Genomic DNA, 24,750 nt, shown 5'->3' with positions numbered 1-24,750 from the left:
GTGATCCCTTTCATACATCTGACGACTCATAGTTTTTCTATTGTGCGAGCCAAATAGTTTTGCCGTTTACGGGAAAAATCTGCTTGCACAGCCGGAAATGCTGTGCTATAAACGTGCTTCTTGAATCGGGGTGTAGCGCAGCCTGGCTAGCGCACCTGCCTTGGGAGCAGGGGGCCGGAGGTTCGAATCCTCTCACCCCGACCACTCAAGTCAGCTTTTCTCTGCGCCTGTAGCTCAGCTGGATAGAGCAACGGCCTTCTAAGCCGTAGGTCAGAGGTTCGAACCCTCTCAGGCGTGCCAAAATTTAATATGGTGGGTATGGTGAAGCGGTTAACACAAACGACTGTGACTCGTTCATACGTGGGTTCGAATCCCACTACCCACCCCAATAATTAATGACCCCGTCTAAAAGCGGGGTTTGTTGTTTCAGCACTCAAAGTTCGCGAGAGTGGCGGAATTGGCAGACGCACCAGACTTAGGATCTGGCACCGCAAGGTATAGGGGTTCAAGTCCCCTCTCTCGCACCACTTACGATTTCAAAGGGTTATCCGCTAACGGGTAGCCCTTTTGTTTTTTGCGCCCAGCCTTTGCATCCTTTCTTGCCACCTTCCTGCGTTACCCGCAGATGGTCGTCTCTTTGGTGCTGCACCGTTTGCAAGTAAGGTTCTTCCTACCGCAGAACGGGATGGGTGAAGGGGCAGCGATCACTGCCATTCGGGAAAAATCCGGTATTATTAGCCCTGAGTGGCGAGTCTACACACAACCATTCAGGGGAGGTCACGATGAGATCAGTAATCTTGCTCGTGCTTTTACTTGTTGCCAACCCTTCCTTCGCGGTCGAGTCCGACAAGGTGTCGCATTTTGCGGGGAGTGCCGCCTTGGGGGGGGTCGCAGACAGCGTTGTCTATCACACCGCGACCCAGATGGGACCGGGGGAGAGGGTTGCTGCCTCCACGGGCGCAGCCCTGGTGCCGGGATTCATCATCGAGTGCGTGGACGAGTTCTCAGGCTACCACTTCAGCTGGCCAGATCTTCTTGCGGGCGCCCTGGGAGCCGGCACCGGTTCCGTTTTGGGAGAGCTTGTGAACGGCCAGTTCTGGATTTCCGCTTCCGGGCGCCAGGTGCGTTTGATCGGTCACTGGTGATAAATCCGGTGCGCAGGACCTCGTCCTAATTACCAAAAACGACCACAAAAAACAAAACTCCCCGCCGGGGCTGCCGGCGGGGAGTTTATGTTTTGAAAAGAGGCTGTCTTAGTTATTTCGCCTTTATCATCTCTATTTCAAGGGTGATGTCGACGTCCTCGCCTACTGCGACGCCGCCGGTCTCAAGGGCCGCGTTGTACACGAGGCCGAAATCCTTACGGTTGATCTTGGTGCTGCCGACAACGCCGCTTCTCAGGTTGCCCCAGGGGTCTTTGCTCTCCTTGGCCGGTCCTTCAACGTTCAGCACCACTTCCCTGGTCACGCCGTGCAGGGTCAGGTCGCCGGTCACCTTGAGCTTGCCTTTGCCGGCCTTGGCCACCTTCTTGGAGGTGAAGGTCATCGTCGGGTACTTGGCGGCGTCGAAGAAGTCGGCGCTCCTCAGGTGCTCGTCGCGCTTGGCGACATTGGTGTTGACCGATGCTGTGTCGATGGTGACGGAAACCTTGGACTTGGTGATGTCCTTGTCGTTGAGTTCCAGGACGCCGCGGTGTTTTTCGAAACTCCCCTTGACGTTGGAGACCATCAGGTGGCGCACTTTAAAGCCGATGTTGGAATGGTCCGGGTCGATGTTCCAGGTGGAGGCGGAGGCGATGACGGGAAGTGCCAGTGCTGCTATGGCTGCGATGGATGCAAATATCTTTTTCATGGTGTACTCCTTTTTAGGTTTTTGTTTAATGGTTTTAGGTTATGTGTTTTGATGTCGAATTATTTGCTGAAAAAAAAGGCTTTGCTGTTATCCCTGTCCCTCCCGTATTCCAAGTTTCTTGCACAACTCTCCCAGCGTTTCCTGTTCCTGTTCGGTCAGGATGCTCATCTCCGACACGATGGCTGCCTCGACCCCTGCGAAAACGACCTCTATCAGCGCCCGTCCCTTGTCGGTGAGAACGACGGTGTAATAACGCCGGTCTTCCAGGCTGCGCTCCCGCCTGACCAGCTCCTGCTTTTCCAAGTTGTCTATGACGAGCGTGATGTTCCCGGTGCTCTTGAGGATCTTCGCGGCCACGTCGCGCTGGCACATGGCCCCCTTGTGGAACAGCGCCTCGAGGACCCCGAACTGGCTGATGGTGAGTCCCGCTTCGGACATCTTCCGACCCACCCTGCTGGTTACCGACTCGGAAGCCCGCATCAGCTTGGTGTAGGTGTTCAGTGCGCGATATGAATTTTTTTTCTCTGCCACGGTAACCTCTCCTGAAACATTCGATGTTTTATCGATTGATGTTAAGCTAATACTGTATCGATTGAATGTCAAACTATTTTTTTAAGCCCTCGGTATGAAATTTTTAAGTGGCTGTAAATACGGAAATAAGGGGTATGAAAAAACCGCTTCCGTAGTTACGGAAGCGGTCGTATAGGGCGGGCTTTCACCCCGCCTGATCCTGATGGGACAGTCTATTTCTTCTGGCGCAGTTCCTTCACCGGGTGCTGCCCCGCCAGCTCCAGGCGGTAGTCCTGCCCGTTCTTGCGCTGGTTCATATTGATCACTTCCTCGCTTGGCGCCCCCTGCGCGTTGAGCAGGTCCTGGCACTCGACGTAGCGCCTGTTTTCCGGGAGCTGGTCCGGCGGCCCGATCTCGGTCTCGAAGACGTTGTAGTCGATCTGGGTGGCCAGGATCTCCCTGACGTAATTCACCTGGGACTTGAACTGCAGCGGCGCCGGCAAGCTCTGTGGCAGGACCTGATCCAGGTCGACCCCCATCTTGCCGGCGATCTTGCCGAGGTTCTGGAGGTGGGTGAGCTCCATGCCCAGGTGCAGTTCCCAGATCGGCTTCACGTGCCGGTCGGTCTCTTCCTGCAGGAAGGACCAGTAGAGCCAGCACTCGTTGTACTCGTGCAGGAGCGCGTTTTCGATCCAGGGGGTCTGCGGGTCGAGCAGCGATTCGTACTGGGTGACGTGCTGTTCCTCGATCATGGCGATCTCCTGGTACAATCCCCGCCCGACCTGATCCTGCAGCGTGTTGCCGATGTTCATGTAGAAGTTCATGGTCTGCTGCTCGCCCGCCACGAGCGTCAGCGTGTAGAGCTTGGTGAGCGGGTCCGCCGCCATCCGGTTCATCGGCTTTCTCACGTCATCGAAGGGGTGGCGGTGCTCCTTGATGGTCGGGCGCCCCGGGGTGATCTCGGTCAGCTTCCCGACCAGTTTCTCGGCCTTCACCCCTTGGGTCATCTCCAGCAGGTTGGCGTAACGGTACAGGTGGTCGAAGTCCTCCAGAAGGCCGAAGTCGAAGACCTGCTTCACGTACGGGTCGGGAACGTTGGCGGCGAGGAAGGCGGTCAGATCGACCGCGACCTGCTCGTAGCCGATGGTGGTCTCAAGCGGCGATTCGTCGCCCGGCGAGAGCCAGTTGATGGTCTTTTGCTGCTGCTGCTCGACCCTGCGGGTGAGGGCCAGCTGCTTTTTCAGTTCAGGGTCGTTGCAGTTGCGGGCGAACTGGTGCGAGAAGATGGCCCCCTCTACCTCCACGCCGTTCATCAGGATGATGCGCGCCTTGGTGTAGGGATGCGCCTCGTTCTTGTCGTAGGGCTTGACGTTCAACTCCTGCCAGTTCCTCAGCTGCTTGTCGACGGCGATGCCGCGTTCCTTGAAGGGATTAAAGCTCACGTTGAACCTCCTTTGGTTAGAATTCGCCAATTATACAAAGAGGGGAAGGGCAGTCAAACTGACCGGTCCGCTTGACAGGGCTACTTCGTTCTCTATAATTGGCTGGATTAAAAAACATCAATAAGTACCCGGCGATGGCGAAACTTATTAAAATATGGTGCCTGGCGCTGCTCGTTGGGGCTGCATTGTGCGGCTGCTACGAGTTGCGCCCCACCTCGGGCGGCGGAAAGCTGACCGTGCTGCCGCAGGACGGGGTGCGGGCGCTGAAGCCCGAAGACGGCGTCTTGTGGCGCATAGCGCGGGAAGAACAAAAGTAGGGGGAGAAATGCGTACTGTTATCGTAGCCGCTCTTATGCTGGCGCTTTGCGCCGGGTGCTCCGCCCGGCGGGGGGAGCCTGTCTCGGAGCCGTTGAAGATCGACAACGCCAAGCTGGCCCGGGGGGAGCGTGGGTTCATGGCCCATTGCAACAAGTGCCATCCCGGAGGGGAGAAGGGGCTCGCGTTTGCCCTGAACAACAAGCCGTTGCCCGGGTTCATGATCAAGGCGCAGGTGCGGGCCGGAGCGGGCGCCATGCCCGCTTTCTCGAGGGAGCTCATAACCGGAGAGGAACTCGACGAGATGCTGGAGTACGTGACCCTCCTTAGGAGTTCGCCACCCCCGCCCGGGGAGAACCGATAAGCCGGTAGTATCTCACCCTGCCGCCAGAGGTGGGGAGAGTGCTTTTCTTTGCTTAGATCTTGCAAAAACCCCTCTTTAATGGAACAATACCGCGAGCTTTTGGCGGTTATTCTCTGAAGAGGGGCCTGAGACTATGGGTGGACCAGACAGCAAGCTGATCAAGGCACTGCATCTCGGTCTGGAGATATCGCAGATAAAGGATATCGACCTGCTTCTGGAGAAGATACTGACAGAGGCGCGCAGCTTCACCAATTGCGACGCAGGTTCCATCTATGTGAAGGAAGGGGACCTGCTCAGGTTCAGCCATGCCCAGAACGACACCATGCAACGCCGGCTGCCGGTCGGGCGCAAGCTTCCCTACGCGACCTTCACCGTTCCCATCAGCACTAGCTCGATTGCCGGCTACGTCTCGTTGAACGGCTCCATCCTCAACATCCCCGATGTCTCCTGCATCGACCCGGTCTATCCCTTCTCCTTCAACAGCCACTACGACGAGATGACCGGCTACCGTACCCGCTCCATGCTCACCGTCCCTCTCAAGAACCACCGGGACGACGTGATAGGCGTATTGCAGTTGATCAACGCCATGGACCGCGACGGGAGCGTGATCCCCTTTTCCGGCAACAACGACGACATCATCACCTATTTCGCCAACTCCGCGGCCAACGCCGTGGAAAGGGCCAAGATGACCCGCGAGATCATCCTGAGGATGAACCGCATGGCCGAGATGCGCGACCCGAAGGAGACCGGCCCGCACGTGAACCGGGTAGCCTCTTACGCCGTCGCGCTCTACGAGGCCTGGGCCACGAGAAAACGACTGCCGCAGCAGGAGATCGACAAGAACCGCGACGTGCTGCGCATGGCGGCCATGCTGCACGATGTGGGTAAGGTCGCGATCTCGGACACCATCCTGAAGAAGCCCGGGCGCTTCACCCCGGAGGAATTCGACGCCATGAAGCTGCACACCGTCTACGGCGCCGACCTTTTCAGCGACATCTACTCGGATTTCGACGAGTCGGCCGCGGTGGTGATCATGAACCACCACGAGAGGTGGGACGGTAAGGGGTATCCCGGGCACATCGACCCGCGCACGCGCCAGCCGCTGCCGGGGTTCGAGACGGGGCAGGGGGGGGCTCGCGGCAAGCGGGGGGCGGAGATCCCCCTCTTCGGCAGGGTCGTCGCCATAGCCGACGTCTACGACGCGCTCTCCTGCAGCAGGTGCTACAAGGAGGCCTGGGACCATGAAAAGGTCCTGGACACCATAAGGGAAGAGGCGGGCAAGCAGTTCGACCCGGAGCTGGTTGAGGTGCTGTTCGAGTGCTGCCTGGATTCCTTCCAACAGATCGCCAAGCTTTACCCGGATCAGCAGCCGTCTACGCTGTCGGCTCAGCCCTGATACTCAAGGCCAGAGCCGCCAGCCACGGAGCGCGCCATGACCATCGTCCCCAGTCCCGGGTGGGAGGAACTCCTGAAGCGGCTGGCCTCGCTCAAGGGGAGCGCGTTCTTCCTGGGGCGAAGCGATTCCGGCAAGACCACGTTGATCCGGTACCTGCTGACGCAACTCTGCCAAGCCGGCCACCCGGTGGCGCTCGTCGACGCCGACGTCGGGCAGTCCTCTCTTGGGCTCCCCGGCGCGGTGAGCCGGCGCAGCTTCCGCGCCGCTCCCGAAGAGGGCCCGCTTCGCTGGGAGCATCTCTCCTTTCTCGGCTCCGTCACCCCCGCTCCCATCCTTTCGCTGCTTGCCGCCGAGACCGGCAGGATGGTGCTCGACTCGCGCCAGGAAGCCCCACTTACCCTCGTTGACAGCACCGGACTGGTGGACGGTCCGCTGGGAGTGGCGCTGAAGCTCGCCAAGATCCGCGCCGTCGCCCCTGAACTCGTGGTTGCCGTTACCGGCGGCTCCGAGCTCGATCCCATCCTGCGTGCGGTGCCAGACAGGGTCGAGATCGTCCGGCTCCCTCCCTCTGACCACGTGCTGCGCCGCAGCCCGGTGCAGCGCATACGGCGCCGGCAGGCGAGGCTGGCGGCGCACCTTGAAGGCGCGCGGGAAACGATGATCGCCACGCGCAGGCTCGTCTTTTTGCACCGTGGCGCACCGGTGCACCCCGTTTTCACCCCGCCCGAGGCGGGTACCGTCATCGGCCTCAACCATCTCGCCGAGACCCGGGCGCTGGCGGTGGTGACCGAGGCGGATGCCGATTCGCTCACCGTTTCAACCGCTCTCTCCTCCCTGCGCGGCATCGACCGCGTGATCCTGGGGGATTTCAGCTACGATCCCAAGGCGCCGCTTTTAGGCGATGATGACCCGCTCCCCGAGGGTGAGAGGGTAGCGCGTGGAGGTCCGTGATGAGACATCTACTCCTGTTGTTGCTGGTTCTGGGGCTGGTGCTGCCGATGCGGCTTTTCGGGGATGAGCCCCGGGTGGCGGTGATCTCGGTGCGCGGCCCGATCAACCCGGTCACCTCCGGGTTCCTGAAGCAGAGCCTGGAGGCGGCGGGAAGACGCGGTGACCAGCTCCTTCTGGTCGAGATGGACACCCCTGGGGGGCTCGACACGGCGATGCGCGACGCGGTGCAGGCCATCTTCGCGAGCCCGGTTCCGGTCGCGGTCTACGTCACCCCTTCAGGAGCCCGGGCCGCTTCGGCCGGGGCGGTGATAGGGCTGTCGGCGGACATCCTGGCCATGGCCCCGGGCACCAACATCGGCGCCGCGCACCCGGTGGGGCTCGGTGGCGGCAAGCCGGACCAGGTGATGGAGTCGAAGGTGGTCAATGACGCCGAGGCGTATGTCGACAGCATCGCGAAAAAGCGCGGCCGCAACGTGGAGCTCGCCCGGCGCATGGTGCGCGAGAGCATCTCGCTCACCTCTGAGGCGGCACTGCAGCAGGGGGTGATCGACCTGGTTGCCGGGAACCGGCAGGAACTTTTGGAGAAGCTGGAAGGGCGCAAGGTGCTCCGGGGGGGGAAGGAGGCGGTGCTGCACCTTTCCGGGGCGCGGGTGAAAAGCTACGAGATGGGGACCCGGGACAAGATCCTCGACGCCATCAGTAACCCGGATGTCGCCTATATGCTGATGCTACTCGGGATCGCCGGGCTTTTTTTCGAGCTCTCCAACCCTGGGGTGATCCTGCCGGGGGTGATCGGGGGGATCTCCTTGCTCCTCTCGTTCTTCGCCCTGCAGACCCTGCCGGTAAACTACGCCGGCATCGCCCTGATCCTGCTCGCCATCGTCCTCTTCATCGCCGAGATCAAGGTGGTTTCCTATGGGATGCTCGCGGTCGGGGGGATTGTTTCCATGGTGCTCGGCTCGCTCATGCTCTTCCCCTCGCCGGAGCCGTACCTGCGCCTTTCCTGGAGCGTCCTCATCTCGACCGTGCTCCTCACCGCAGGGTTCTTCATCGTTGTCGTAGCCAAGGTGGTGCAGGCGCACCGGGAAAAGCCGATCACCGGCGCGGAGGGGATGCTCGGTGAGGAGGGGGTGGCGGACAGCGACATAGACCCCGAGGGGAGGGTGCTGGTGCGCGGCGAGTACTGGAACGCGGTGAGCGGCGAAACTATCCGGGCGGGGGAGAGGGTGCGGGTGGTGGAGGTAAAGGGGCTGCATCTGACAGTCGAAACCGCTGGCAAGGAGAAAATCTGAGGAAACCTCCCCCCGCTGGGGGGAGGAGCCAATTAGTAGTGGTGCGGGACTGGGAGGCACCCCTCTTCGTTCAGTGCATTTAGATAGGCGCCGCGCAGATCGAGAAAGGCCTGCGACAGCCTGTCGATCAACAGCGTGTGGCTGCAGCCGATCAGCTCCAGGAGCCCGTTCTGCTTGTTGGCGATCAGCCGCTCGATATGGGCGGACCTGCGGTTGATCTCGACGTGGGTGTGCCCCTGGGCATGGCTCACCAGGCTCAGGGTCGCATCGGTGACAAAGACGTCGATGGAGTAGATCGCCGCAACCTGCGGATGCTCCTTCAGCTGGAATACCACCCGCATCTCAGGATGCGGAAATTCTATCCCCGGAAGGTGGTCCGGCCCCACGTAGTGCGACGCCGCTACCGGCAACACCTCGATGAAGCAGTTCAAAAGGGTCGACTCAATGTCTATGGGAGTGCGTACCGGCAGTTTCAGGGCGGCCCGAGAAAACTGCTCTCCATGTTCCAGGTAAAGTGAAAGGCGCATATGCTCACCTGTGCTTTTGTGGGTGGATTGACAAGATAAAAATAAAGCCGACCTGCGTGAAAAATCAAGCCTGTCACCTTAATTATCTTTCCCTCATCTCTTTCCGGCGCAGCTCGAACAGCCGCGCTCCACGCTGCTTCACCGGCTCCGGCGCCGACATCTTCCCCGCGGCGTCCTTCGCGCTGTGGCATTGCCACGTTGTCAACGCGCGCTTCTCCCTATATGCTTTCCCCCGGGCTCTTTTCCGGGAGCGGTCAATCCCTCCCTCTGGGAGAGTGGATGGGGTGAGGGATAAGGAGGTAGTTTCAGATGAAGGCTGAAGTGGTTTCGGTGCGCTACCGGATTCCCCTCACCGAGGGGCAGGCGCAAAAGCTCAGGCGGACCTGGCCCAACGGCGACCCGTTTTACTCTTACGAGAAGATGGAGCGCTACCTGGAGCCGCTCCTGGTCGAAGATCTCAACTGGCACCACTACTCGGGGAACTACCTTTACTTCACCGTCTATGGGGACGACATCGAGGCGACCTTGGCCGACGCCATGAAGGTGTTTGAAGCGAGGCTGGCGATGCTTGAGGGGAGGAAGGCATGAAAACGGTACTGGCGGTCTGGATCGTGCTCTTGCTGTCGGTGACGTCCGCGCAGGCGTCGCGCGGGGAGATGGCACGCGAGCTCTTGCTGGAGACCAACGTCGCCCGCTCCGACCCCGCCCGCTATGTCGGCTACCTCAAGGAAATGAGGGGGTACTTCATCGGAAAGGGGTACCGGGTTCCCGGTTCTTTCAACCTGGTCATGACCAAAGAAGGTGTGGCCGCCGTCGACGAGGCGATCGCCTTTCTCTCCCGGCAGCGCCCCATTTCCGCCCTTTCCTGGTCGCCGGGGCTGGCTCGGGCGGCAGCCGAACTGGTCCGGGAGCAGGCCGGTTCGGGGGCGACCGGCCACGAGGGGACGAGCGGCGACCTGAAGCAGCGCATCGAGCGCTTCGGCGCCTGGCAGGGGAGCATCGCCGAAAACATCGGCTACGGTCCCGACACGGCGCGCCGCATGGTGCTGGAGCTTATCGTTGACGACGGCGTATCCGATCGCGGGCATCGAAAAAACATCTTCGAGCCCTCCTTCGGCACGGCGGGCGTCGCCTGCGGTCCGCACCCGATGTACCGGAACATGTGCGTCATGGATTTCGCAGTTGGATACAAGAGCAAGTAGAGCGGGCCGCACCCGGAATGAGCGCCCCTTCATCTCTCACCAGTAATTGCTTGACACTCCCGCCCCAAATACCTATAGACTAATGGCTCGTTTCTCCACCCGAATCCGTCTCCCCCCCTCACCGGGGCCAATGGGGATATATGTACTGGGAATCTTTCGGCTTCAAAGAGGCGCCTTTCGCGCTTACCCCTAATCCCTCGTTCCTGTTCCTAAGTTCACCGCATCAGGAGGCGTTCGCGCACCTGCTCTTCGCCATCGAGAGCCGCGCCGGCTTCATCGAGCTTTCGGGCGAGGTGGGGACCGGCAAGACGACCATGGTGCGCACGCTCTTAAACCAGCTCGACCCGGAGACCTACCGCACCGCTCTCATCTTCAACCCGACGCTTTCGCCCCTGGGGCTTTTGCAGGAGGTCAACTCCGAGTTCGGGCTTAACTGCGACAGCTGCGACATGCGCGAGCTGCACACCACCCTGAACGCCTACCTCCTGGAGGAGAACCGCGCCGGCCGCACCGTGGTGCTGGTGATCGACGAGGCACAGAACCTCTCGGTCGAGGTGCTGGAGCAGGTCCGGCTCATCTCCAACCTGGAGACCGACAGCGACAAGCTGATCCAGATCGTGCTGGTGGGGCAGCCGGAGCTGAACGCGCTCCTGTCGCGGGAGGAGCTGAGGCAGCTGGACCAGCGCATCACGGTGCGCTACCACCTGAGGCCCATGGGCTTCGACGACACCTGCGCCTACGTGAGGCACCGCATCCGGTTCGCCGCAAACGGGCAGGAACCGCTCACCTTCTCGCTTGGCGCGCTCAGACGCATCTTCAAGTTTTCCGGGGGGTTGCCGCGCCTCATCAACGGAGTCTGCGACCGGGCCCTGCTGCTTGCCTACACCAAGGAACGCAAGGAGGTTTCCACCGAAATGGCGGCTCTTGCCATAGCCGACCTGCGCAAGTCCCTTCCCCGAAGGCGCCGCGCCGTACCGATGAAGGCGCTCTCGGCGGGGGTGGCCCTTTGCATCCTCGCCGTCGCCGGCTTCTCCGTGCTCTCCGGATCGCTGCTGCCGACGGAGCCTGCCACTCTTGAGACCACTCCCGCGCTGTCGCGCGAAGCGGCGCTTGCAGGGCTTGCGGCTGCCCCGGAGCAGCAGAACCTCCTTGCCTCAATGAACGCTGTGCTCGCCGCCTGGCAGGCCCCCGCGGCGCAAGCCACCCCCGGACAGCCGGCGACTTTGCGCGGCCTCGCCCGCCAGCGTGGGATGACGGCGACCAAGGTGTCGGGAAACCTGGACGCGCTGGCGCGCCTGGACGCCCCGGCGCTGCTTCACGTAGCGGTGCCGGGGGGAGGGGAGCGGCTTGTCGCCCTGCTCAGCATCGACCGTGACTCGGTGGGCGTGGCGCCGGCCATAGCCGGGAAGAACAGGCTCACCCGCGCAGAACTGGCGCAGATCTGGAGCGGCGGGGCGACCGTGCTCTGGAAGGACTTCCACGGCATCTCCTCCCGCGGCAAAGCTGCCGACAAGGCGGCCGGGGTGAAGCTGCTGCAGGAGCTTTTGAAACAGGTGGGTTGCTACGACGGCGCGGTGAACGGGGTGTTCAGCGTACAGACCCAGGGGGGCGTGGCCGAATTCCAGCGCCGGGAGCAGTTGACCGCGGACGGGAAACTCGGTGGGCAGACGCTGATGATGCTATACCGGCGCGCCGGAGGATTTTTCCCGCCGGGGCTGCAAACCTTGACCCACAACCAGGGGCGAATCTAGATGAGTCTGATCCTCGACGCGTTGAGAAAGATGGAACAGGAGCGCAGGAGCCGGCGCGGAGCGGCTAACGATCTGCGCCCGGAGGTGCTCCGCTACCGCATGGCGACCCAGGCGAAGGAGCCGGCCCGGTATCCAGTGGTGCTGATCGGCGTGGCGCTTTTATGCGTCGGCGTCGGCGCGGGGGTGCTCTTCAAGGGAAACCGGAGCGAGGCGCCCAGGGAGGAGACGGTCGCGGCCGCTCCGGCTCCCCAGCCGCTCCCCGCAGCTCCCCCCGCCGTCCCACTGCCTGCCGCTCCAGCCGTAGCACCTTCCCTGCAACCGGCCGCGGTCACGGCTCCACCCCCCTCCTCCCAGGGGGAGAGCGCTTCCTTGCCGGCAGCCGCCGCGCCTGCCAGACCCAAACCGGCGCCGGCCTCCTCTCGCCCGGCCGCTGCAGAAGGGGAGGTGGGGGGGCTGCGGGAACCCGCCGGGGTGCAGTCCGGGGCGCAGGACATCTCCATCTCGGGCATCGCCTACCAGGACGAGAGGCGCATGCGACGGGCGGTCCTTAACGGAGTCCTGGTGGGAGAGGGAGCCGAGATCGCCGGCGCCCGGGTGGTGGAGATCAAGGAGACCAAGGTCCGGGTGATGCGCGGCGGACAGATCTTCGACCTTCCTTTTTCTTCGGGGCATTAATACCGCTGAAAGGTTCCCCTAAAAACTGATGCGATGTCAGCAGGCTTGCCTGTGGCTTTCCCACTGCCGACCCGAACGGACCTGCCATGAAAGAGGCACCCCCAACAGAAAACGTGGAGCGGCTCGCCGGCTCGCTGGAGCGGGTCACCTTCCACAGCGAGGAGACCGGGTTCTGCGTGCTGCGGGTGAAGGTGGCCGGGCAGCGCGACCTGGTGACGGTGACCGGCGCCGCCGCCTCGGTGACGCCGGGAGAGTACCTTGAGTGCACCGGCTCCTGGCACAACGACCGGACCCACGGCATGCAGTTCAAGGCCGGGCACATCCAGGTGGTCCCCCCAACCACGCTGGAGGGGATCGAGAAGTACCTTGGAAGCGGCATGGTGCACGGCATCGGGCATCACTTCGCCAAGGTGCTGGTGAAATCCTTCGGCGAGGCGGTCTTCGACGTCATCGAGAAACACCCGGAGAGGCTTCTTGAGCTCCCGGGGATCGGCCGCAAGCGGATGGAGTCCGTCGCCGCCACCTGGGTGGAGCAGAAGGCGATCCGCGAGATCATGGTGTTCCTGCAGTCCCATGGCCTTGGGACCGCCCGCGCGGTGCGGATCTACAAGAGCTACGGCAACGAAGCGATCTTCAAGGTGACGGAGAACCCGTATCGGCTGGCCCTGGAGATCCACGGCATCGGCTTCAAGACCGCCGACGCCTTGGCTGCGAAGCTCGGGATCCCCCCCGATTCCATGATCCGCGCCCAGGCCGGGGTGCGTCACGTGCTGCAGGAGATGTCGGCCGGCGGCCATTGCGCCGCGCTGCGCGAAGAGCTGGCCGAGAGCGCAGCCAGGCTGCTGGAGATCCCGCAACCGGTGATCGAATCCGCCATCGAGGCGGAACTCGCCGAGGAGAACCTGGTCGCGGACCAGATCTCCGGCTCCCCCTGCCTCTTCCTCGCGCCGCTCTACAAGGCCGAGGTCGGCGTCGCCTCAGGGATTTCCCGCCTTAGCGCCGGCACCCCTCCCTGGGGCGGCATCGTCGCGGAAGAGGCGATCCCCTGGGTGGAGAGCCAGAAGGGGATCACACTCTCCGCCTCGCAGAGGGACGCCATCCGCCTCGCCCTCAAGAGCAAGGTTGTCGTGGTGACCGGCGGGCCGGGGGTGGGGAAGACCACGCTGGTCAACAGCATCCTGGGCGTCATCGGCAGAAAGCCGCTCCGGGTCACCCTCTGTGCGCCGACGGGCCGCGCCGCGAAGCGCCTCACCGAGTCGACCGGCATGGAGGCGAAGACCATCCACCGGCTGCTGGAATTCGACCCGCAGAGCTTCGGCTTCAAGCGCGGCAGGGAGAATCCGCTGCACACCGACCTCCTGGTTATTGACGAGGCGTCCATGGTCGACGTCGTGCTGATGAACAAACTCCTCCCTGCCATCCCGGACCATGCGGGTCTCATCATCGTCGGGGACGTGGACCAGCTCCCGTCGGTGGGGCCTGGGTGCGTCCTCTCCGACATCATCGAGTCCGGCGCGGTCCCGACCGTGCGGCTCACCGAGATCTTCCGGCAGGCCGCGGGCTCCAGGATCATCGTCAACGCCCACCGGATCAACCGGGGCGAGCTGCCCTTGAAGAACGAGGGGAAGGAACTCGCCGACTTCTACTTCATCCCGGCGGCGACTCCCGAGGACATCCACGACAAGCTCCTGCAGGTTGTCAGGGAGCGCATCCCCAAGCGCTTCGGCTTGGATCCGGTGCGCGAGGTCCAGGTGCTCACGCCGATGAACCGGGGCGGGCTGGGGACCAGGTCGCTGAACGCCGAGTTGCAGGGGGTGCTTAACGGCGGGGCTGCGCCCAAGGTGGAGCGCTTCGGCACCAGCTTCGCTCCCGGCGACAAGGTGATCCAGACGGTGAACAACTACGAGAAGGAGGTCTTCAACGGGGACATCGGCCGCATCGTCGAGATCCGGCCGGAAGAAGGCGCCCTCACCGTGGACTTCGAGGACCGGCTGGTAGAATATCAATTTGCCGAACTGGACGAGGTGAGCCTCGCTTACGCCACCAGCATCCACAAAAGCCAGGGGTCGGAATACGCGGCAGTGGTGATCCCGCTTGCCATGCAGCACTACACCATGCTGGAGCGAAACCTCCTTTACACCGCCGTCACCCGCGGAAAGAAGCTCGTGGTCGTGATCGGCGAGGCGAAGGCGCTCGCCATGGCGGTGCAGAACCACAGATCCCACCGTCGCCTGACCAAGCTGGCGGGAAGGATAGCACTTACGTAGCGCAGGGGGCGACCCGATTAGCCGGAAGAACTGATACAAAATCCAAGAAAGGGGACGGGATAACCTATGAAAACCATCGGCATGATTGGCGGCCTGGGCCCGGAAGCTACGCTTGATTACTACAAGCGCATCATCGAGGCGTCGAGAGGGGCCGGAACCCTCGATACCCCGGAGATCATCATCTACAGCGTGAGCCTGCAGGAGGTTTTGGACCTCGCGGCCCGGCGCGAGTGGAACCACCTCGTCTACCTGTTGACGGCGAAGGTGAAGGCGCTGCAGAAAGCCGGTGCCGATTTCGCCTTCATCTCGGCCAACACGCCGCACGTCGTCTTCGACGAGGTCCAGGCGAAATCCACCATCCCTCTTATCAGCATCGTCACCGCTACGCTGGAAAAGGCGAAGGGGCTGGGAGTGAAGAAAGTGGGGCTCCTGGGGACGAAGTTCACCATGGAGGAGAACTTTTTCGCGCCGCCGTTTTCTGCCGCCGGCATCTCCGTGGTGGTACCGCCTGCTGCCGACCGGGAGTACATCCAGGAAAAGCTGATGACCGAAATCGAGCTGGGCATCTTCAGGGAAGAGACGAGGGAAGGGCTTCTGGCCGTGATCGGCCGGATGAAGGAGCAGGAGAGAATCGACGCCGTCATCCTCGGCTGCACTGAGCTGCCGCTGATACTTTTAAAGGACGAATTCGGGATACCATTCCTGAACACGACGGCGATTCACGTGGAAAGCGTGGTGGAGTACGCCAGGAAGGAGCAGAGATGGTGACAGCAGCGAGCTTCAGAAAGGGGATCCTGGTCATGTTGGCGATGCTGTTACCCTCCGGAGCCGATGCCCTGGCACCGGCACCCACAGGCAACGGCGCCCTCTTCGAGACCCTCGAAAGGTTCCACGGCCACGCCTGCGCCGGTTCCCTCATCGGGGCGAGGCTCGGCCTGGCGGCGAAGACCGCGCTGAAGGCCGCCGGGGGAGAAGGGAAGCTGAAGGCAAAATGCTTCGCCAACAACTGCTCCATCGACGGCGTCCAGGTAGCGGCGGGGACCACTTCCGGCAACAAGGCAATCGAGGTGGTCGACGACAAAGAGACCCGCCTGCTCCTTTCCGCGGACAAGAACGGCCGCCAGGTCGAGGCGCGCCTGACCAGGGTCGCGGAAGAGAAGGGAAAGAAGTTTCGGGAGCTAAGGGGTAAAGGGAATGCGCTACCGGTCGGCTCTCCTGAGCGTCAGCAGGTGGATCGGGCTGCGGACGACATCCTCGGCTGGTTTCGCAACGCACCCGACGTCGCCGTGGTACAGGTAAGGGTGGTCAAGTAGCTGAAAACGGCGCCTGAAAAGCGCCGCGCGGTACTCCTCATCATGAAGCGGCTGGACGGAGGGGACCATGGACATCTCCAAAATGAAAACCCTGCTGCGGGCCTTGCGCTCAAGGAACTACAGGCTCTTCGTCGCGGGGCAAAGCGTGTCGCTGGTGGGGACCTGGATGCAGCAGGTCGCCATGAGCTGGCTCGTCTACCGCCTGACCGGCTCCGCCGTTCTCCTTGGCGTCGTCGGCTTCACCAGCCAGATCCCGACCTTCCTGCTCTCGCCGGTGGCGGGTGTGCTCGCCGACCGCTGGAACCGCAGGCGGATCCTGATGCTCACCCAGGCTCTCGCCATGGTGCAGGCGGCGGTTCTGGCCGCGGCCGTGCTCATGGGGGTGGTCCAGGTCTGGCACATAGTAGCGCTGAGCCTCGTGCTCGGCGTGGTGAACGCCTTCGACATCCCGGTCAGGCAATCCTTCGTAGTCGAGATGGTGGCGCACCGAGACGACCTCGGTAACGCCATCGCCCTCAACTCCTCGATGGTCAACGGTGCTAGGCTGATCGGCCCGACGGTGGCCGGCCTCCTGGTGGCATCGGTGGGAGAGGGGATCTGCTTCCTTTTGAACAGTGCGAGCTACCTGGCTGTGTTGCTGGCACTCGCGGCCATGCGCATAGAGCCCCGCGCAGCGAGTGCGAAACCCGGGCGGCACGTCCTGCACGAACTGAAGGAAGGTTTCGTCTATTCCTTCGGCTTCGCGCCGATAAGGAGCATCCTGCTGCTCGTGGCCCTGATGAGCCTGACCGGCATGCCTTACACCATCCTGGTCCCGGTCTTCGCCAAAGACATCCTGCACGGCGGCGCCCACACCTTCGGCTTCCTGATGACGGCGGCCGGTTGCGGCGCCCTCGCCGGAACCGTCTATCTTGCCTCCCGCGGCACGGTGCTGGGACTGGGGAGGCTGATCGTGACCTCGACGGTCTTTTTTGCCGTGGGGGTAGCCGGCTTCGCGCTCTCCGAGACCCTGTGGCTGTCGCTTTTGTCCCTGGTGGTGGCAGGGTACGGGGCCATGACGCTCGTCGCCTCCTGCAACACCATCCTGCAGACCATCCTGGAGGAGGATAAAAGGGGGCGGGTGATGAGCTTTTTCACCGTGGCCTTCATGGGGATGGCCCCCTTCGGGAGCCTGGGAGCCGGCGCCATGACCAGGATGATCGGCCCCAGGGACACCCTTCTTTTGGGCGCTATCTGCTGTCTCGCGGGAGCCGTGCTCTTCGCCCGGCACCTGCCGCGCATAAGGCAACTGGTGCGCCCGATCTATGTCCGTATGGGGATCATCAAGGAAGTAGCAGAAGGAATGGAAACCGCAGCGGAACAGCCTCCCATGCCGAAGCAGGAGCGCTGAGCCGCGGGGAAAGGTGCCTCTCAAGATGTTCGATTTTATCACCGCAGGGCTCGTACTCGGGCTCTCCGCCGGGTTCTCGCCCGGGCCGCTGCTCATGCTGGTCATCTCCGAGACGCTGCACCATGGAACCAGGTCCGGGGTGCGGGTAGCGCTCTCGCCCGTTATCACCGATCTTCCCATCGTGCTCGCCACCCTGCTCTTGCTGGTCAAGGTCTCCGGCTACCACGGGGTGCTCGGCGGGATTTCTCTCGCCGGTGGTCTCTTCGTCCTTGCCACCGGGTGGGAGTCGCTGCGCACCCGCCCGGTCCAGCTCGATCTCCCGAAAGAGCCCCCCAAGTCACTGAGAAAAGGGGTGCTGACCAATTTTCTCAGTCCTCACCCCTACCTGTTCTGGATCACCGTCGGCGCGCCGCTTTTGACCAAGTCGCTCAACATCGGCTGGATCGCTTTCTTCGCCTTCGTGGGGAGCTTCTACCTCTCTCTCGTGGGGGCCAAGATCGTCCTCGCCGTGGCGGTCGGACGGTCGAAGGCTTTTCTCTCCGGCAGGCTCTACCTCTGGATCATGCGTATTCTCGGGGGGCTCCTCGTCCTCTTCGCGCTGCTCCTCTTCAAGGAGGGGGTGGAGCTTTTGGGGCTGTTTCGGGGCTAAAACTCAGTCGAACCTGGAAAAGCGGGTAACCTCGACGTCGGCCATCAGGCGTTCCAGGTAGCGCGACTTGAGCTGCCGGCTTGCCGTGAGCCGTTTCACCGGGGGAAGCCTCAGTATCGCGCCGAGTATCGCGGCCATGGCGCGGTGGCTCAGGTAGGCCTGGTTGTCGAAGATCAGGTTCTGCAGCTTTCCCCGCTCAAGGGCCATCTGCACCAGCCGGTGCGCGGTGTTGACCGGGGTAAGGATCCGTTTCTCCCTGGCTTCGAGCCGCACCGCGGTCGTGTGGCAGTTGCGCGCGCAGACCCCGCATCCCAGGCAGAGCTCGGAGTTTAGCCGCGCCTTGCCAGGCATGCCGCTTCCTTCCGGGGCGCGCGTGAGCGAGATGGCGTCCACCGGACAGACCGCGACACACCTGCCGCAGCCGTCGCAACGGGCGGGGTCGGTAGCCTGGATGAAGTTGGTGGTGTACATGGCGTTGGGGATCGCCAGCCGGCGCGCGGCGATCATCGCCTCGCAGCAGCAGCCGCAGCAGTGGCAGAGGAAGTTGATCTGCCGCTGCACGTTGTCCGCGCACTGGATGAGGTTCAGGTCCCGCGCCTTTTGCAGCAGGTCCAGCCCTTCCACCCTGTCCACGCTGCGGGCGGCCCCGTGCCGGATCAGGGACTGGGCGGCGAGGTTCAGCGTCATGCAGATGTCCAGGGGAGCCCGGCACCCCTTTCCCACCTGCAGCATCTTATGCCGGCAGTAGCAAAGGCCGACCGCTATGTGGGTCGCGCTTTTTATCACCTCGCTGGCGCGCTCGTAATCCAGCACCTGGCATACCTTCTCCTCCGGTATCGCCTCCTCGTTCACCAGCACCCTCCCAAGCGGCGTCTCCCCCCCGGCGAAAAGGTCGCGGATGAAATCCTCCTCCACGTTGATGTAGCGGAAAAAAAGCCCGGCCAGCTCTTTCTGGTCCAGCTCCGGGCGCAGCCTCATCAGCGAGAACTCGAAGAACCCGGCCATGGGAGGGGGGAGGACGTACACCATCTTGCCCTCCCGCTCGATGTCCAGAAGGAGCGACCGGGACGCCATCTGCTCCAGCCTGCCGCGGGCCGCCTCCCTGTCCATGCGCCACACCCGCGCCGCCTTGAGCGCGGAAAACGGGCGCAGCGGCAGCAGGCTCAAAAGCCTCGCCTCCTCCTCGCTGCACAAAAGGGAGTAGATCTTCAGCAAGAGCTCCGACGGAGGCGCCCCCTGGGGGAACTTGTTCACGCGCTGCATCAGCCGGTGGTAGCCGTTTTCCTGCCGGTGCTCAGCCATGGCGCTCCCCCTTTCTGCGAATTAATGATGATCAATGCGAGATTATAGCAGCCGGCGGCAGGCGGACAAGCGGGAGAGGGCTGTCGGTCCCCCTCTGCCACCGGGCCTTTCGCCAACAGTAGGCTCCGGTCCGCAGGTGGGAGAGGGAATGGACCGAGGATAGATGGGAGAGTGATTTATTAATTAAGGAAATGGGAGCAGGGGCCGAAAAGAAGCAGAACCGACGCCTGCTGCTCTGGCGCCACCGAAAGGAAGCTGGGCAGAGATGAAAAGCTTGAGTCTCACCACCAAGATGAGCGCCATGGTTTCGCTGATGGTGACTTTGATCCTCTCTTTGCTGACCCTTGGGGCCTGCTGGTACCTCGAACGACAGTTCCGGATTACGGTCTTCAACCAGCAGTTCAGCATGGTGTCGTCCATGGCCGGGGAGATCGACGCCAGGATCCACGGCACCCGCAAGCAATTGGAGGCGCTCGCCGGCACCATCGATCCGGATGTGCTGGCCGGGCCGCAAAGCGCCCAGGAGTTTCTGCAGCTGCACCCGGAGGCCCTCTCGGTCTTCGACAACGGCATCATGCTCTTCTCCCCGGAAGGGGTCATGCTGGCGATAAACCCCCTGGAGCGTGAGATGGTCGGCAGGGACTACTCCTTCCGGGAGTATTACCAGAAGGCTCTGCGCACCAGAAAGACCGTCATCTCCGAACCCTTCATCACCACCCAGCATCACGGCCACCCAACAGTAGCCTTCGTAGTTCCCCTAATCGACAAAAGCGGCAGGCTCTATGGCCTGATCGGCGGCATGATCGATCTCCTCTCGGACAATTACCTGGGAAAACTGGGAGGGGTGCGGATCGGCAAGCAAGGGCACCTTTATCTCTTCAACAGCCAGCGCACCATGATCGTCCACCCGGACCGCGGCAGGATCATGAAGCAGGACGTGCCGCCCGGGGCGAACCTGCTCCTGGACCAGGCCCTGCTCGGCTTCGAGGGGGCGGGGGAGACGGTCACTTCCCGCGGGGTCCCCGCGCTCAGTTCCTTCAAGGCCCTGAGTTCCACCGGATGGATCCTCGGGGCGGACTACCCCCAGCAGGAGGCGTACGCGCCGCTCAGGGAAGCCAAGACGCTGCTGGTCCTGGCCCTTTTCGCCTCCCTTTGCGGCGCCGTCTTCTTCACCCACCTCTTCGTGCGCCGGCTCACCGCCCCCTTGCTCGCCTTCATCGGGCACGTGCAGGGGATGGGGGACCAGGAGCGGGAACTGGAACCTGTGGCGATCAGCACCGGCGACGAGATCGGCACCCTGGCCCGTGCCTTCAACCGGATGGTGCAGGAGATCCAGAGGCAGAGCATGGCCGCGCGCGAGCTGCGGCTGGCCATAGACCAGGCGCCGGTTACGGTGATGATCACCGACTCCGAGATGGGGATCGAGTACGTGAACCCAAACTTCACCAGGGTGACGGGGTACCAGGCGGAAGAGGCACTGGGAAAAGACCCCAGGGAGGTGCTCGGCTCGGGGGCCCATCCGGAAGCGTTCTACCAGGAGCTCTGGGACACGCTCCGCTCCGGCAAGGAATGGCGCGGGGAAATCCGCAACAAGAGGAAAAGCGGCGAGCTTTACTGGGAGAGCGTCTCCATATCGCCGGTGAAATCCCCAGGTGGGGAGATCAAAAACTTCGTGGGGGTCATGGAGGACATCACCCAGAGGAAGCGGGCCGAGGAAGCGCTGATCAGGAGCGATGAGCAGATACGGCTCCTTCTGGAGTCGACCGCCGAGGCCATCTTCGGGATCGACCTTTTCGGCAACTGCACCTTCGCCAACCCCTCCTGCGCCAGGCTTTTGGGGTACGCGGCCCCGGAGGAGCTGCTGGGGAAGAACATGCATCTGCTCACGCACCATACCTCCGCAGACGGTAAGCCCAACCCGGTACAGGAGTGCGCCGTCTACCGGGTGCTCAGGGGGGGCGAGGGGGAGCACAAGGACGACGAGGTCTTCTGGCGCCAGGACGGCTCCTGTTTCGAGGTCGAGTACTGGTCCTACCCGCAGTTGCACGACGGCGAACTGGTCGGTGGGGTGGTGACCTTCTTCGACATCAGCGAAAGAAAGCGCGCGCAGGCGGAACTTGTTCGGGCCACGGAGGCCGCCGAGGCCGCGACCCGCGCGAAAAGCGAGTTTTTGGCCAACATGAGCCACGAGATCAGGACGCCGATGAACGCGGCGCTCGGCATGCTCTACCTTTTGCAGCAGACGGAACTCTCCGAACTGCAGAAGGGGTACCTGGAGAAGGCCCAGACTGCGTCCGGGGTGCTGCTTGGGGTTATCAACGACATCCTCGACTTCTCCAAGGTGGAGGCGGGGAGGATGCTGCTGGAAAGTACCTCCTTCAGCCTTGCGGCGGTACTCTCCGACCTGCTGACGGTATCGCAGGCGACGCTCAGGGAGAAGCCTATCGAGTTCAGTACCAGGTGCGGCGCAGACATCCCGGAGCAGCTTGTAGGGGACCCGCTGCGGCTGGGACAGGTGCTTTTGAACCTCGCAAGCAACGCCATAAAGTTCACCGAGAAGGGTAAGGTCGAAGTGGAGGTGGCGCTCCTGGCGCAGGAGCAGGGGGAGGTGACGCTCCGTTTCTCCGTCGCCGACACCGGGATCGGGATGAGCCGTGAACAGCAGGAGTCTATCTTCACCCCCTTCACCCAGGCGGACAGCTCCACCACCCGCAAGTACGGCGGAACCGGGCTCGGGCTAGCCATCAGCCGGGAGCTGGTGCAACTGATGGGGGGGAGGATGTGGGTGGTGAGCGAACCGGACTGCGGGAGCACCTTCAGCTTCATCGCCCACTTCCTGCTGGCCGGGACAGCTGTGGGGCTGGCCGCTTCGGGGGGGGAGGGGACCGAAGCGGCGGTGGCGCCGGCCCTTACCGGGGTGCGGGTCCTGGTCGTGGAGGACAACCAGATCAACCAGGAGGTGGCCAGGCTGATCCTGGAGAAAGAGGGGATCACGGTGGACGTGGCGCGCAACGGGGCCGAGGCGCTCTCGCTGGTGCACCTGCCGCAGGCCTCCTACCACGCCGTGCTCATGGACGTGCACATGCCCGTCATGGACGGGCTGGAGGCGACCCGGCGCATACGGCTCGATCCAGACCTGGCAAGGCTTCCCATCATCGCCATGACCGCGAGCGTCTTCAGCGAGGAGCGGCGGCTCTGCCTTGAGGCGGGGATGAACGACCAGGTGAGCAAGCCCATCGACGTCCCCCAGCTTTTCGCCACGCTCAGGCGCTGGGTCGGAACCATGCCTGTTGCCGCCGAGCCCGATGCGGCGCAGGCGGAGCCGCAGCCAAGCGGCTTTCTCGATGAGGCGCCGGGGCTGGATCTGAAGCGGGCGCTGCGGGCGCTGGAGGGGCCCAAGCAACTGATGCGGCTTTTGACCCGGTTCCGCGAGGAGAACGAGTCGCTCATGGAGCAGCTCGGGGAAGCCGCTGCGGCGGGGAACCTGCAACTGGCCAGGCGATTGATCCACACGGTGAAGGGCTCCGGTGGCAACCTGGGCGCGACCAGGCTTTGCAGCGCCGCTGCCTCGCTGGAGACGGCGATGAGCGGCGACGACGCCCCGCTTTTGCACCAGACGCTGGAGAATTTCAACGAAAAGCTCCAGGAGGCCCTCGACTCCATACGCCTGCTGGAGCAGAGCTATGGGGTCGCCGAGGCGGCGTCGGGCGGTGAGAAGCTCAAGGTCTCGTCGGAGGAGCTCGAGCACGTGGCCGCCCTGGCGCGGACGCTGAAGCGGCTTTTGGAGGACCAGAACATGAACGCGCTCGGCCTGTGGGAGGAGATGAGGCCTCTTGTAAGCGGGGAACTTGCGGACCGGCTCGAAGTGACGCTGCAGGCGCTCGACTTCGGCGACGCCGGCACCATCCTGGGGGACATCATGCACAACCTGGAGCTATCGTGATGAACAACGGAAATGAAATCCCGCGCCAGAAGATCCTGATCGTCGACGACACGCCGGCCAACATCGAGATCCTTTACAAGATCCTCAAGGGGGAGTACGACGTCCTCTTCGCCAAGAACGGGGCGGACGGGATCCGGATCGTGCAGCAGCAGCTGCCGGACCTGATCCTTTTGGACATCATGATGCCGGGGATGGACGGCTACCAGGTCTGCCAGGCGCTCAAGGGGGACCCGCTGACCGCGAGGATCCCGATCGTCTTCGTCACCGCCATGAGCAACGAGGAGGACGAGACGAAGGGGCTGCAGCTGGGGGCGATCGATTACCTCACCAAGCCGATCAGCCCCCCCATCGTCCTGGCGCGGGTGAGAAACCACCTGCTGCTCAAGCGGAGCTCGGACCTTTTGGAGCAGCTCACCGCCCAGCTGGAGGAGAAGAACCGCGCGCTGGAGGTGCTGGCCCGGGTGGACGGGCTGACCGGCGTCGCCAACCGCAGGCATTTGGACGAGATGCTGCAGTTGGAGTTGCAGCGCGCCATGCGCAACGGGCGCTACCTTTCCCTGATCCTTTGCGACATCGATTTCTTCAAGAGGTACAACGACCATTACGGGCACGTGGCCGGCGACAGGTGTCTGCAGGCCTTGGGGGATCTGCTCAAGGGAAGCTTCAAGAGGGCGGGCGAGGTGCCGGCGCGCTACGGCGGCGAGGAGTTCGTCGTGGTGCTCCCTGACACCGCGCCGGAAACTGCAGAGGTGCTCGGAGAGCGGCTGCGCCGGATGCTGCAGGAAAAAGCGCTGCCGCACGAGGAGTCGGAGCTTGGGGTGGTGACCATCAGCGTCGGGGTTTCCGGGGGACTCGTGGCGCGCGGCCAGGAACCGGAATGGTTCATAAAGGAGGCGGACCGGGCGCTGTACCACGCCAAAGCCAGCGGGCGCAACCGCGTCGCACTATCTTCCCACTGCCCGCCAGAGCCCGGCGAGCCCCATCAGTGCTACGGCGACGCCGGCCAGCCGGAGCATGACCCGGTGCAGCTTCCCGGATATGGCGCTTGACGCGGTACCAAGGCCCAGCATCACCGGAACGGTTCCTGCCCCCAGGGCCGCCATGGTGGCGGCGCCGGTGAAGGCGCTGCCGGTTCCCGCTGCGGCCACGAGCGGCGCGTAGACCATGCCGCAGGGAAGGAGCCCCAGGATAAGTCCCAGGGGGAGTGAAGCCAGGGGCGTGCTGGTTGAGAGAGCGCGTTTCAGCGGGCCGGAGAGAAAGCGTGCCGCGCCCCGCTCGAACGTTGAGAGATTCAGCGCCTCCAGGCCGAGCGCGGAGCTGAGCCCGAGCATGACGACCAGGAGGTTCGCGCCGGCCAGAAACCAGAAAGAGGCGGACTTGAGGGCCACAAGGTCCAGTGAAGAGCCGGCGAGCCCGGCGACCGCTCCGAGCAGGGTGTAGGTGGCGACCCGCCCCAGGTTGTAGCAGAGCTGGGAGCAGATGCGCGCCGCGAGCGGAGCGCCGCTGTCCCTTAGAGAAAGCGCCGCCACGACACCGCCGCACATCCCAATGCAGTGGAAGCTTCCCGTGATCCCCGCCAAAAAAGCCAGCCATACTACCAGCATCGAACC

Annotated in this window: 24 protein-coding genes and 4 tRNA genes; 21 read left to right on the top strand and 7 right to left on the bottom strand. The window is 63.1% G+C overall.

What is annotated here, in order from left to right; all coding sequences use genetic code 11:
* The first annotated feature begins 126 nt into the window (after positions 1 to 126).
* The 5 genes from GEOBRER4_RS14760 (at position 127) to GEOBRER4_RS14740 (ending at position 1,145) form a co-directional block, all read left to right on the top strand.
* Positions 127 to 204, top strand: a tRNA-Pro gene (locus GEOBRER4_RS14760).
* 19 nt (positions 205 to 223) lie between these two features.
* Positions 224 to 300, top strand: a tRNA-Arg gene (locus GEOBRER4_RS14755).
* 12 nt (positions 301 to 312) lie between these two features.
* Positions 313 to 388, top strand: a tRNA-His gene (locus GEOBRER4_RS14750).
* Between the two features lie 54 nt (positions 389 to 442).
* Positions 443 to 527: transfer RNA gene (locus tag GEOBRER4_RS14745), tRNA-Leu, on the top strand.
* A gap of 255 nt (positions 528 to 782) precedes the next feature.
* Positions 783 to 1,145 carry a hypothetical protein gene (locus GEOBRER4_RS14740; RefSeq protein ID WP_185242951.1) on the top strand — a complete coding sequence of 121 codons (363 nt, stop codon included), beginning with the start codon at positions 783 to 785 and terminating at the stop codon, positions 1,143 to 1,145.
* 112 nt (positions 1,146 to 1,257) lie between these two features.
* Here GEOBRER4_RS14740 and GEOBRER4_RS14735 read toward each other — a convergent pair whose 3' ends face one another.
* The 3 genes from GEOBRER4_RS14735 to GEOBRER4_RS14725 form a co-directional block, all read right to left on the bottom strand.
* Positions 1,258 to 1,851, bottom strand: coding sequence for a YceI family protein (locus tag GEOBRER4_RS14735; RefSeq protein WP_185242950.1), 594 nt, complete (start codon positions 1,849 to 1,851; stop codon positions 1,258 to 1,260).
* An 87-nt stretch (positions 1,852 to 1,938) separates the two neighbouring features.
* Complete coding sequence (locus GEOBRER4_RS14730; RefSeq protein ID WP_185242949.1) at positions 1,939 to 2,382, bottom strand: MarR family winged helix-turn-helix transcriptional regulator; 444 nt, start codon at positions 2,380 to 2,382, stop codon at positions 1,939 to 1,941.
* 212 nt (positions 2,383 to 2,594) lie between these two features.
* The gene (locus tag GEOBRER4_RS14725; RefSeq protein ID WP_185242948.1) at positions 2,595 to 3,803 is read right to left on the bottom strand and encodes a hypothetical protein; all 1,209 of its coding nucleotides are present in this window, start codon (positions 3,801 to 3,803) and stop codon (positions 2,595 to 2,597) included.
* 134 nt (positions 3,804 to 3,937) lie between these two features.
* On the opposite strand from GEOBRER4_RS14725, the gene GEOBRER4_RS14720 reads away from it, so the two are divergent.
* The 5 genes from GEOBRER4_RS14720 (at position 3,938) to GEOBRER4_RS14700 (ending at position 8,121) form a co-directional block, all read left to right on the top strand.
* Entirely contained in the window at positions 3,938 to 4,120 is a 183-nt protein-coding gene (locus tag GEOBRER4_RS14720) for a hypothetical protein (protein WP_185242947.1), read from the top strand.
* A gap of 8 nt (positions 4,121 to 4,128) precedes the next feature.
* On the top strand, positions 4,129 to 4,482 hold the full coding sequence (locus GEOBRER4_RS14715) for a c-type cytochrome (RefSeq protein ID WP_185242946.1): 354 nt from the start codon (positions 4,129 to 4,131) through the stop codon (positions 4,480 to 4,482).
* 133 nt (positions 4,483 to 4,615) lie between these two features.
* Positions 4,616 to 5,878 (top strand): HD domain-containing phosphohydrolase, encoded by a 1,263-nt coding sequence (locus tag GEOBRER4_RS14710; protein ID WP_185242945.1) that lies wholly within the window; start codon positions 4,616 to 4,618, stop codon positions 5,876 to 5,878.
* 36 nt (positions 5,879 to 5,914) lie between these two features.
* Positions 5,915 to 6,829, top strand: coding sequence for a Clp1/GlmU family protein (locus GEOBRER4_RS14705; protein ID WP_185242944.1), 915 nt, complete (start codon positions 5,915 to 5,917; stop codon positions 6,827 to 6,829).
* Complete coding sequence (locus GEOBRER4_RS14700; RefSeq protein WP_185242943.1) at positions 6,829 to 8,121, top strand: NfeD family protein; 1,293 nt, start codon at positions 6,829 to 6,831, stop codon at positions 8,119 to 8,121. The genes GEOBRER4_RS14705 and GEOBRER4_RS14700 overlap by 1 nt, the downstream gene beginning before the upstream one ends.
* Before the next feature lie 32 nt (positions 8,122 to 8,153).
* On the opposite strand, the gene GEOBRER4_RS14695 is transcribed toward GEOBRER4_RS14700, so the two are convergent.
* Entirely contained in the window at positions 8,154 to 8,648 is a 495-nt protein-coding gene (locus GEOBRER4_RS14695; RefSeq protein ID WP_085811938.1) for a hypothetical protein, read from the bottom strand.
* Between the two features lie 82 nt (positions 8,649 to 8,730).
* Positions 8,731 to 8,853: a hypothetical protein gene (locus GEOBRER4_RS20240; protein WP_264177087.1), complete on the bottom strand. Its 123-nt coding sequence runs from the start codon at positions 8,851 to 8,853 to the stop codon at positions 8,731 to 8,733.
* Positions 8,854 to 8,957: 104 nt separating this feature from the next.
* Here GEOBRER4_RS20240 and GEOBRER4_RS14690 point away from each other — a divergent pair, with 104 nt between their 5' ends.
* The 9 genes from GEOBRER4_RS14690 to GEOBRER4_RS14650 all read left to right on the top strand — a co-directional run bounded on the left by GEOBRER4_RS14690 (position 8,958) and on the right by GEOBRER4_RS14650 (position 17,895).
* Positions 8,958 to 9,236, top strand: coding sequence for a hypothetical protein (locus GEOBRER4_RS14690; RefSeq protein ID WP_185242942.1), 279 nt, complete (start codon positions 8,958 to 8,960; stop codon positions 9,234 to 9,236).
* Positions 9,233 to 9,850: a CAP domain-containing protein gene (locus GEOBRER4_RS14685; protein ID WP_185242941.1), complete on the top strand. Its 618-nt coding sequence runs from the start codon at positions 9,233 to 9,235 to the stop codon at positions 9,848 to 9,850. The genes GEOBRER4_RS14690 and GEOBRER4_RS14685 overlap by 4 nt, the downstream gene beginning before the upstream one ends.
* Before the next feature lie 140 nt (positions 9,851 to 9,990).
* Positions 9,991 to 11,601: an AAA family ATPase gene (locus GEOBRER4_RS14680; protein WP_185242940.1), complete on the top strand. Its 1,611-nt coding sequence runs from the start codon at positions 9,991 to 9,993 to the stop codon at positions 11,599 to 11,601.
* Positions 11,602 to 12,276, top strand: coding sequence for a hypothetical protein (locus GEOBRER4_RS14675; RefSeq protein ID WP_185242939.1), 675 nt, complete (start codon positions 11,602 to 11,604; stop codon positions 12,274 to 12,276).
* A gap of 86 nt (positions 12,277 to 12,362) precedes the next feature.
* Positions 12,363 to 14,543, top strand: coding sequence for an SF1B family DNA helicase RecD2 (gene recD2 / locus GEOBRER4_RS14670; RefSeq protein WP_185242938.1), 2,181 nt, complete (start codon positions 12,363 to 12,365; stop codon positions 14,541 to 14,543).
* 66 nt (positions 14,544 to 14,609) lie between these two features.
* Complete coding sequence (locus tag GEOBRER4_RS14665) at positions 14,610 to 15,311, top strand: aspartate/glutamate racemase family protein (protein ID WP_185242937.1); 702 nt, start codon at positions 14,610 to 14,612, stop codon at positions 15,309 to 15,311.
* Entirely contained in the window at positions 15,305 to 15,856 is a 552-nt protein-coding gene (locus GEOBRER4_RS14660; RefSeq protein ID WP_185242936.1) for a formylmethanofuran dehydrogenase subunit E family protein, read from the top strand. Before GEOBRER4_RS14665 ends, GEOBRER4_RS14660 begins: the two co-directional genes overlap by 7 nt.
* A gap of 67 nt (positions 15,857 to 15,923) precedes the next feature.
* Positions 15,924 to 17,246 (top strand): MFS transporter, encoded by a 1,323-nt coding sequence (locus GEOBRER4_RS14655; RefSeq protein WP_185242935.1) that lies wholly within the window; start codon positions 15,924 to 15,926, stop codon positions 17,244 to 17,246.
* A 25-nt stretch (positions 17,247 to 17,271) separates the two neighbouring features.
* Positions 17,272 to 17,895 (top strand): LysE family translocator, encoded by a 624-nt coding sequence (locus GEOBRER4_RS14650; protein ID WP_185242934.1) that lies wholly within the window; start codon positions 17,272 to 17,274, stop codon positions 17,893 to 17,895.
* Between the two features lie 3 nt (positions 17,896 to 17,898).
* Here GEOBRER4_RS14650 and GEOBRER4_RS14645 read toward each other — a convergent pair whose 3' ends face one another.
* Positions 17,899 to 19,197 carry a 4Fe-4S dicluster domain-containing protein gene (locus GEOBRER4_RS14645; protein ID WP_185242933.1) on the bottom strand — a complete coding sequence of 433 codons (1,299 nt, stop codon included), beginning with the start codon at positions 19,195 to 19,197 and terminating at the stop codon, positions 17,899 to 17,901.
* A gap of 265 nt (positions 19,198 to 19,462) precedes the next feature.
* Between GEOBRER4_RS14645 and GEOBRER4_RS14640 the strand changes: the two genes are divergently transcribed.
* Both GEOBRER4_RS14640 and GEOBRER4_RS14635 read left to right on the top strand, forming a co-directional pair.
* The gene (locus tag GEOBRER4_RS14640) at positions 19,463 to 23,140 is read left to right on the top strand and encodes a PAS domain S-box protein (RefSeq protein WP_185242932.1); all 3,678 of its coding nucleotides are present in this window, start codon (positions 19,463 to 19,465) and stop codon (positions 23,138 to 23,140) included.
* Complete coding sequence (locus tag GEOBRER4_RS14635; protein ID WP_185242931.1) at positions 23,140 to 24,189, top strand: diguanylate cyclase; 1,050 nt, start codon at positions 23,140 to 23,142, stop codon at positions 24,187 to 24,189. The genes GEOBRER4_RS14640 and GEOBRER4_RS14635 overlap by 1 nt, the downstream gene beginning before the upstream one ends.
* On the opposite strand, the gene GEOBRER4_RS14630 is transcribed toward GEOBRER4_RS14635, so the two are convergent.
* The gene (locus GEOBRER4_RS14630; protein WP_185242930.1) at positions 24,085 to 24,744 is read right to left on the bottom strand and encodes a sulfite exporter TauE/SafE family protein; all 660 of its coding nucleotides are present in this window, start codon (positions 24,742 to 24,744) and stop codon (positions 24,085 to 24,087) included. The two genes, GEOBRER4_RS14635 and GEOBRER4_RS14630, sit on opposite strands and share 105 nt — an antisense overlap.
* Positions 24,745 to 24,750 lie beyond the last annotated feature (6 nt).

The organism is Citrifermentans bremense (assembly GCF_014218275.1).
Classification (GTDB): Bacteria; Desulfobacterota; Desulfuromonadia; order Geobacterales; family Geobacteraceae; genus Geomonas; species Geomonas pelophila.
This window is presented reverse-complemented; position numbering and strand designations above follow the sequence as displayed.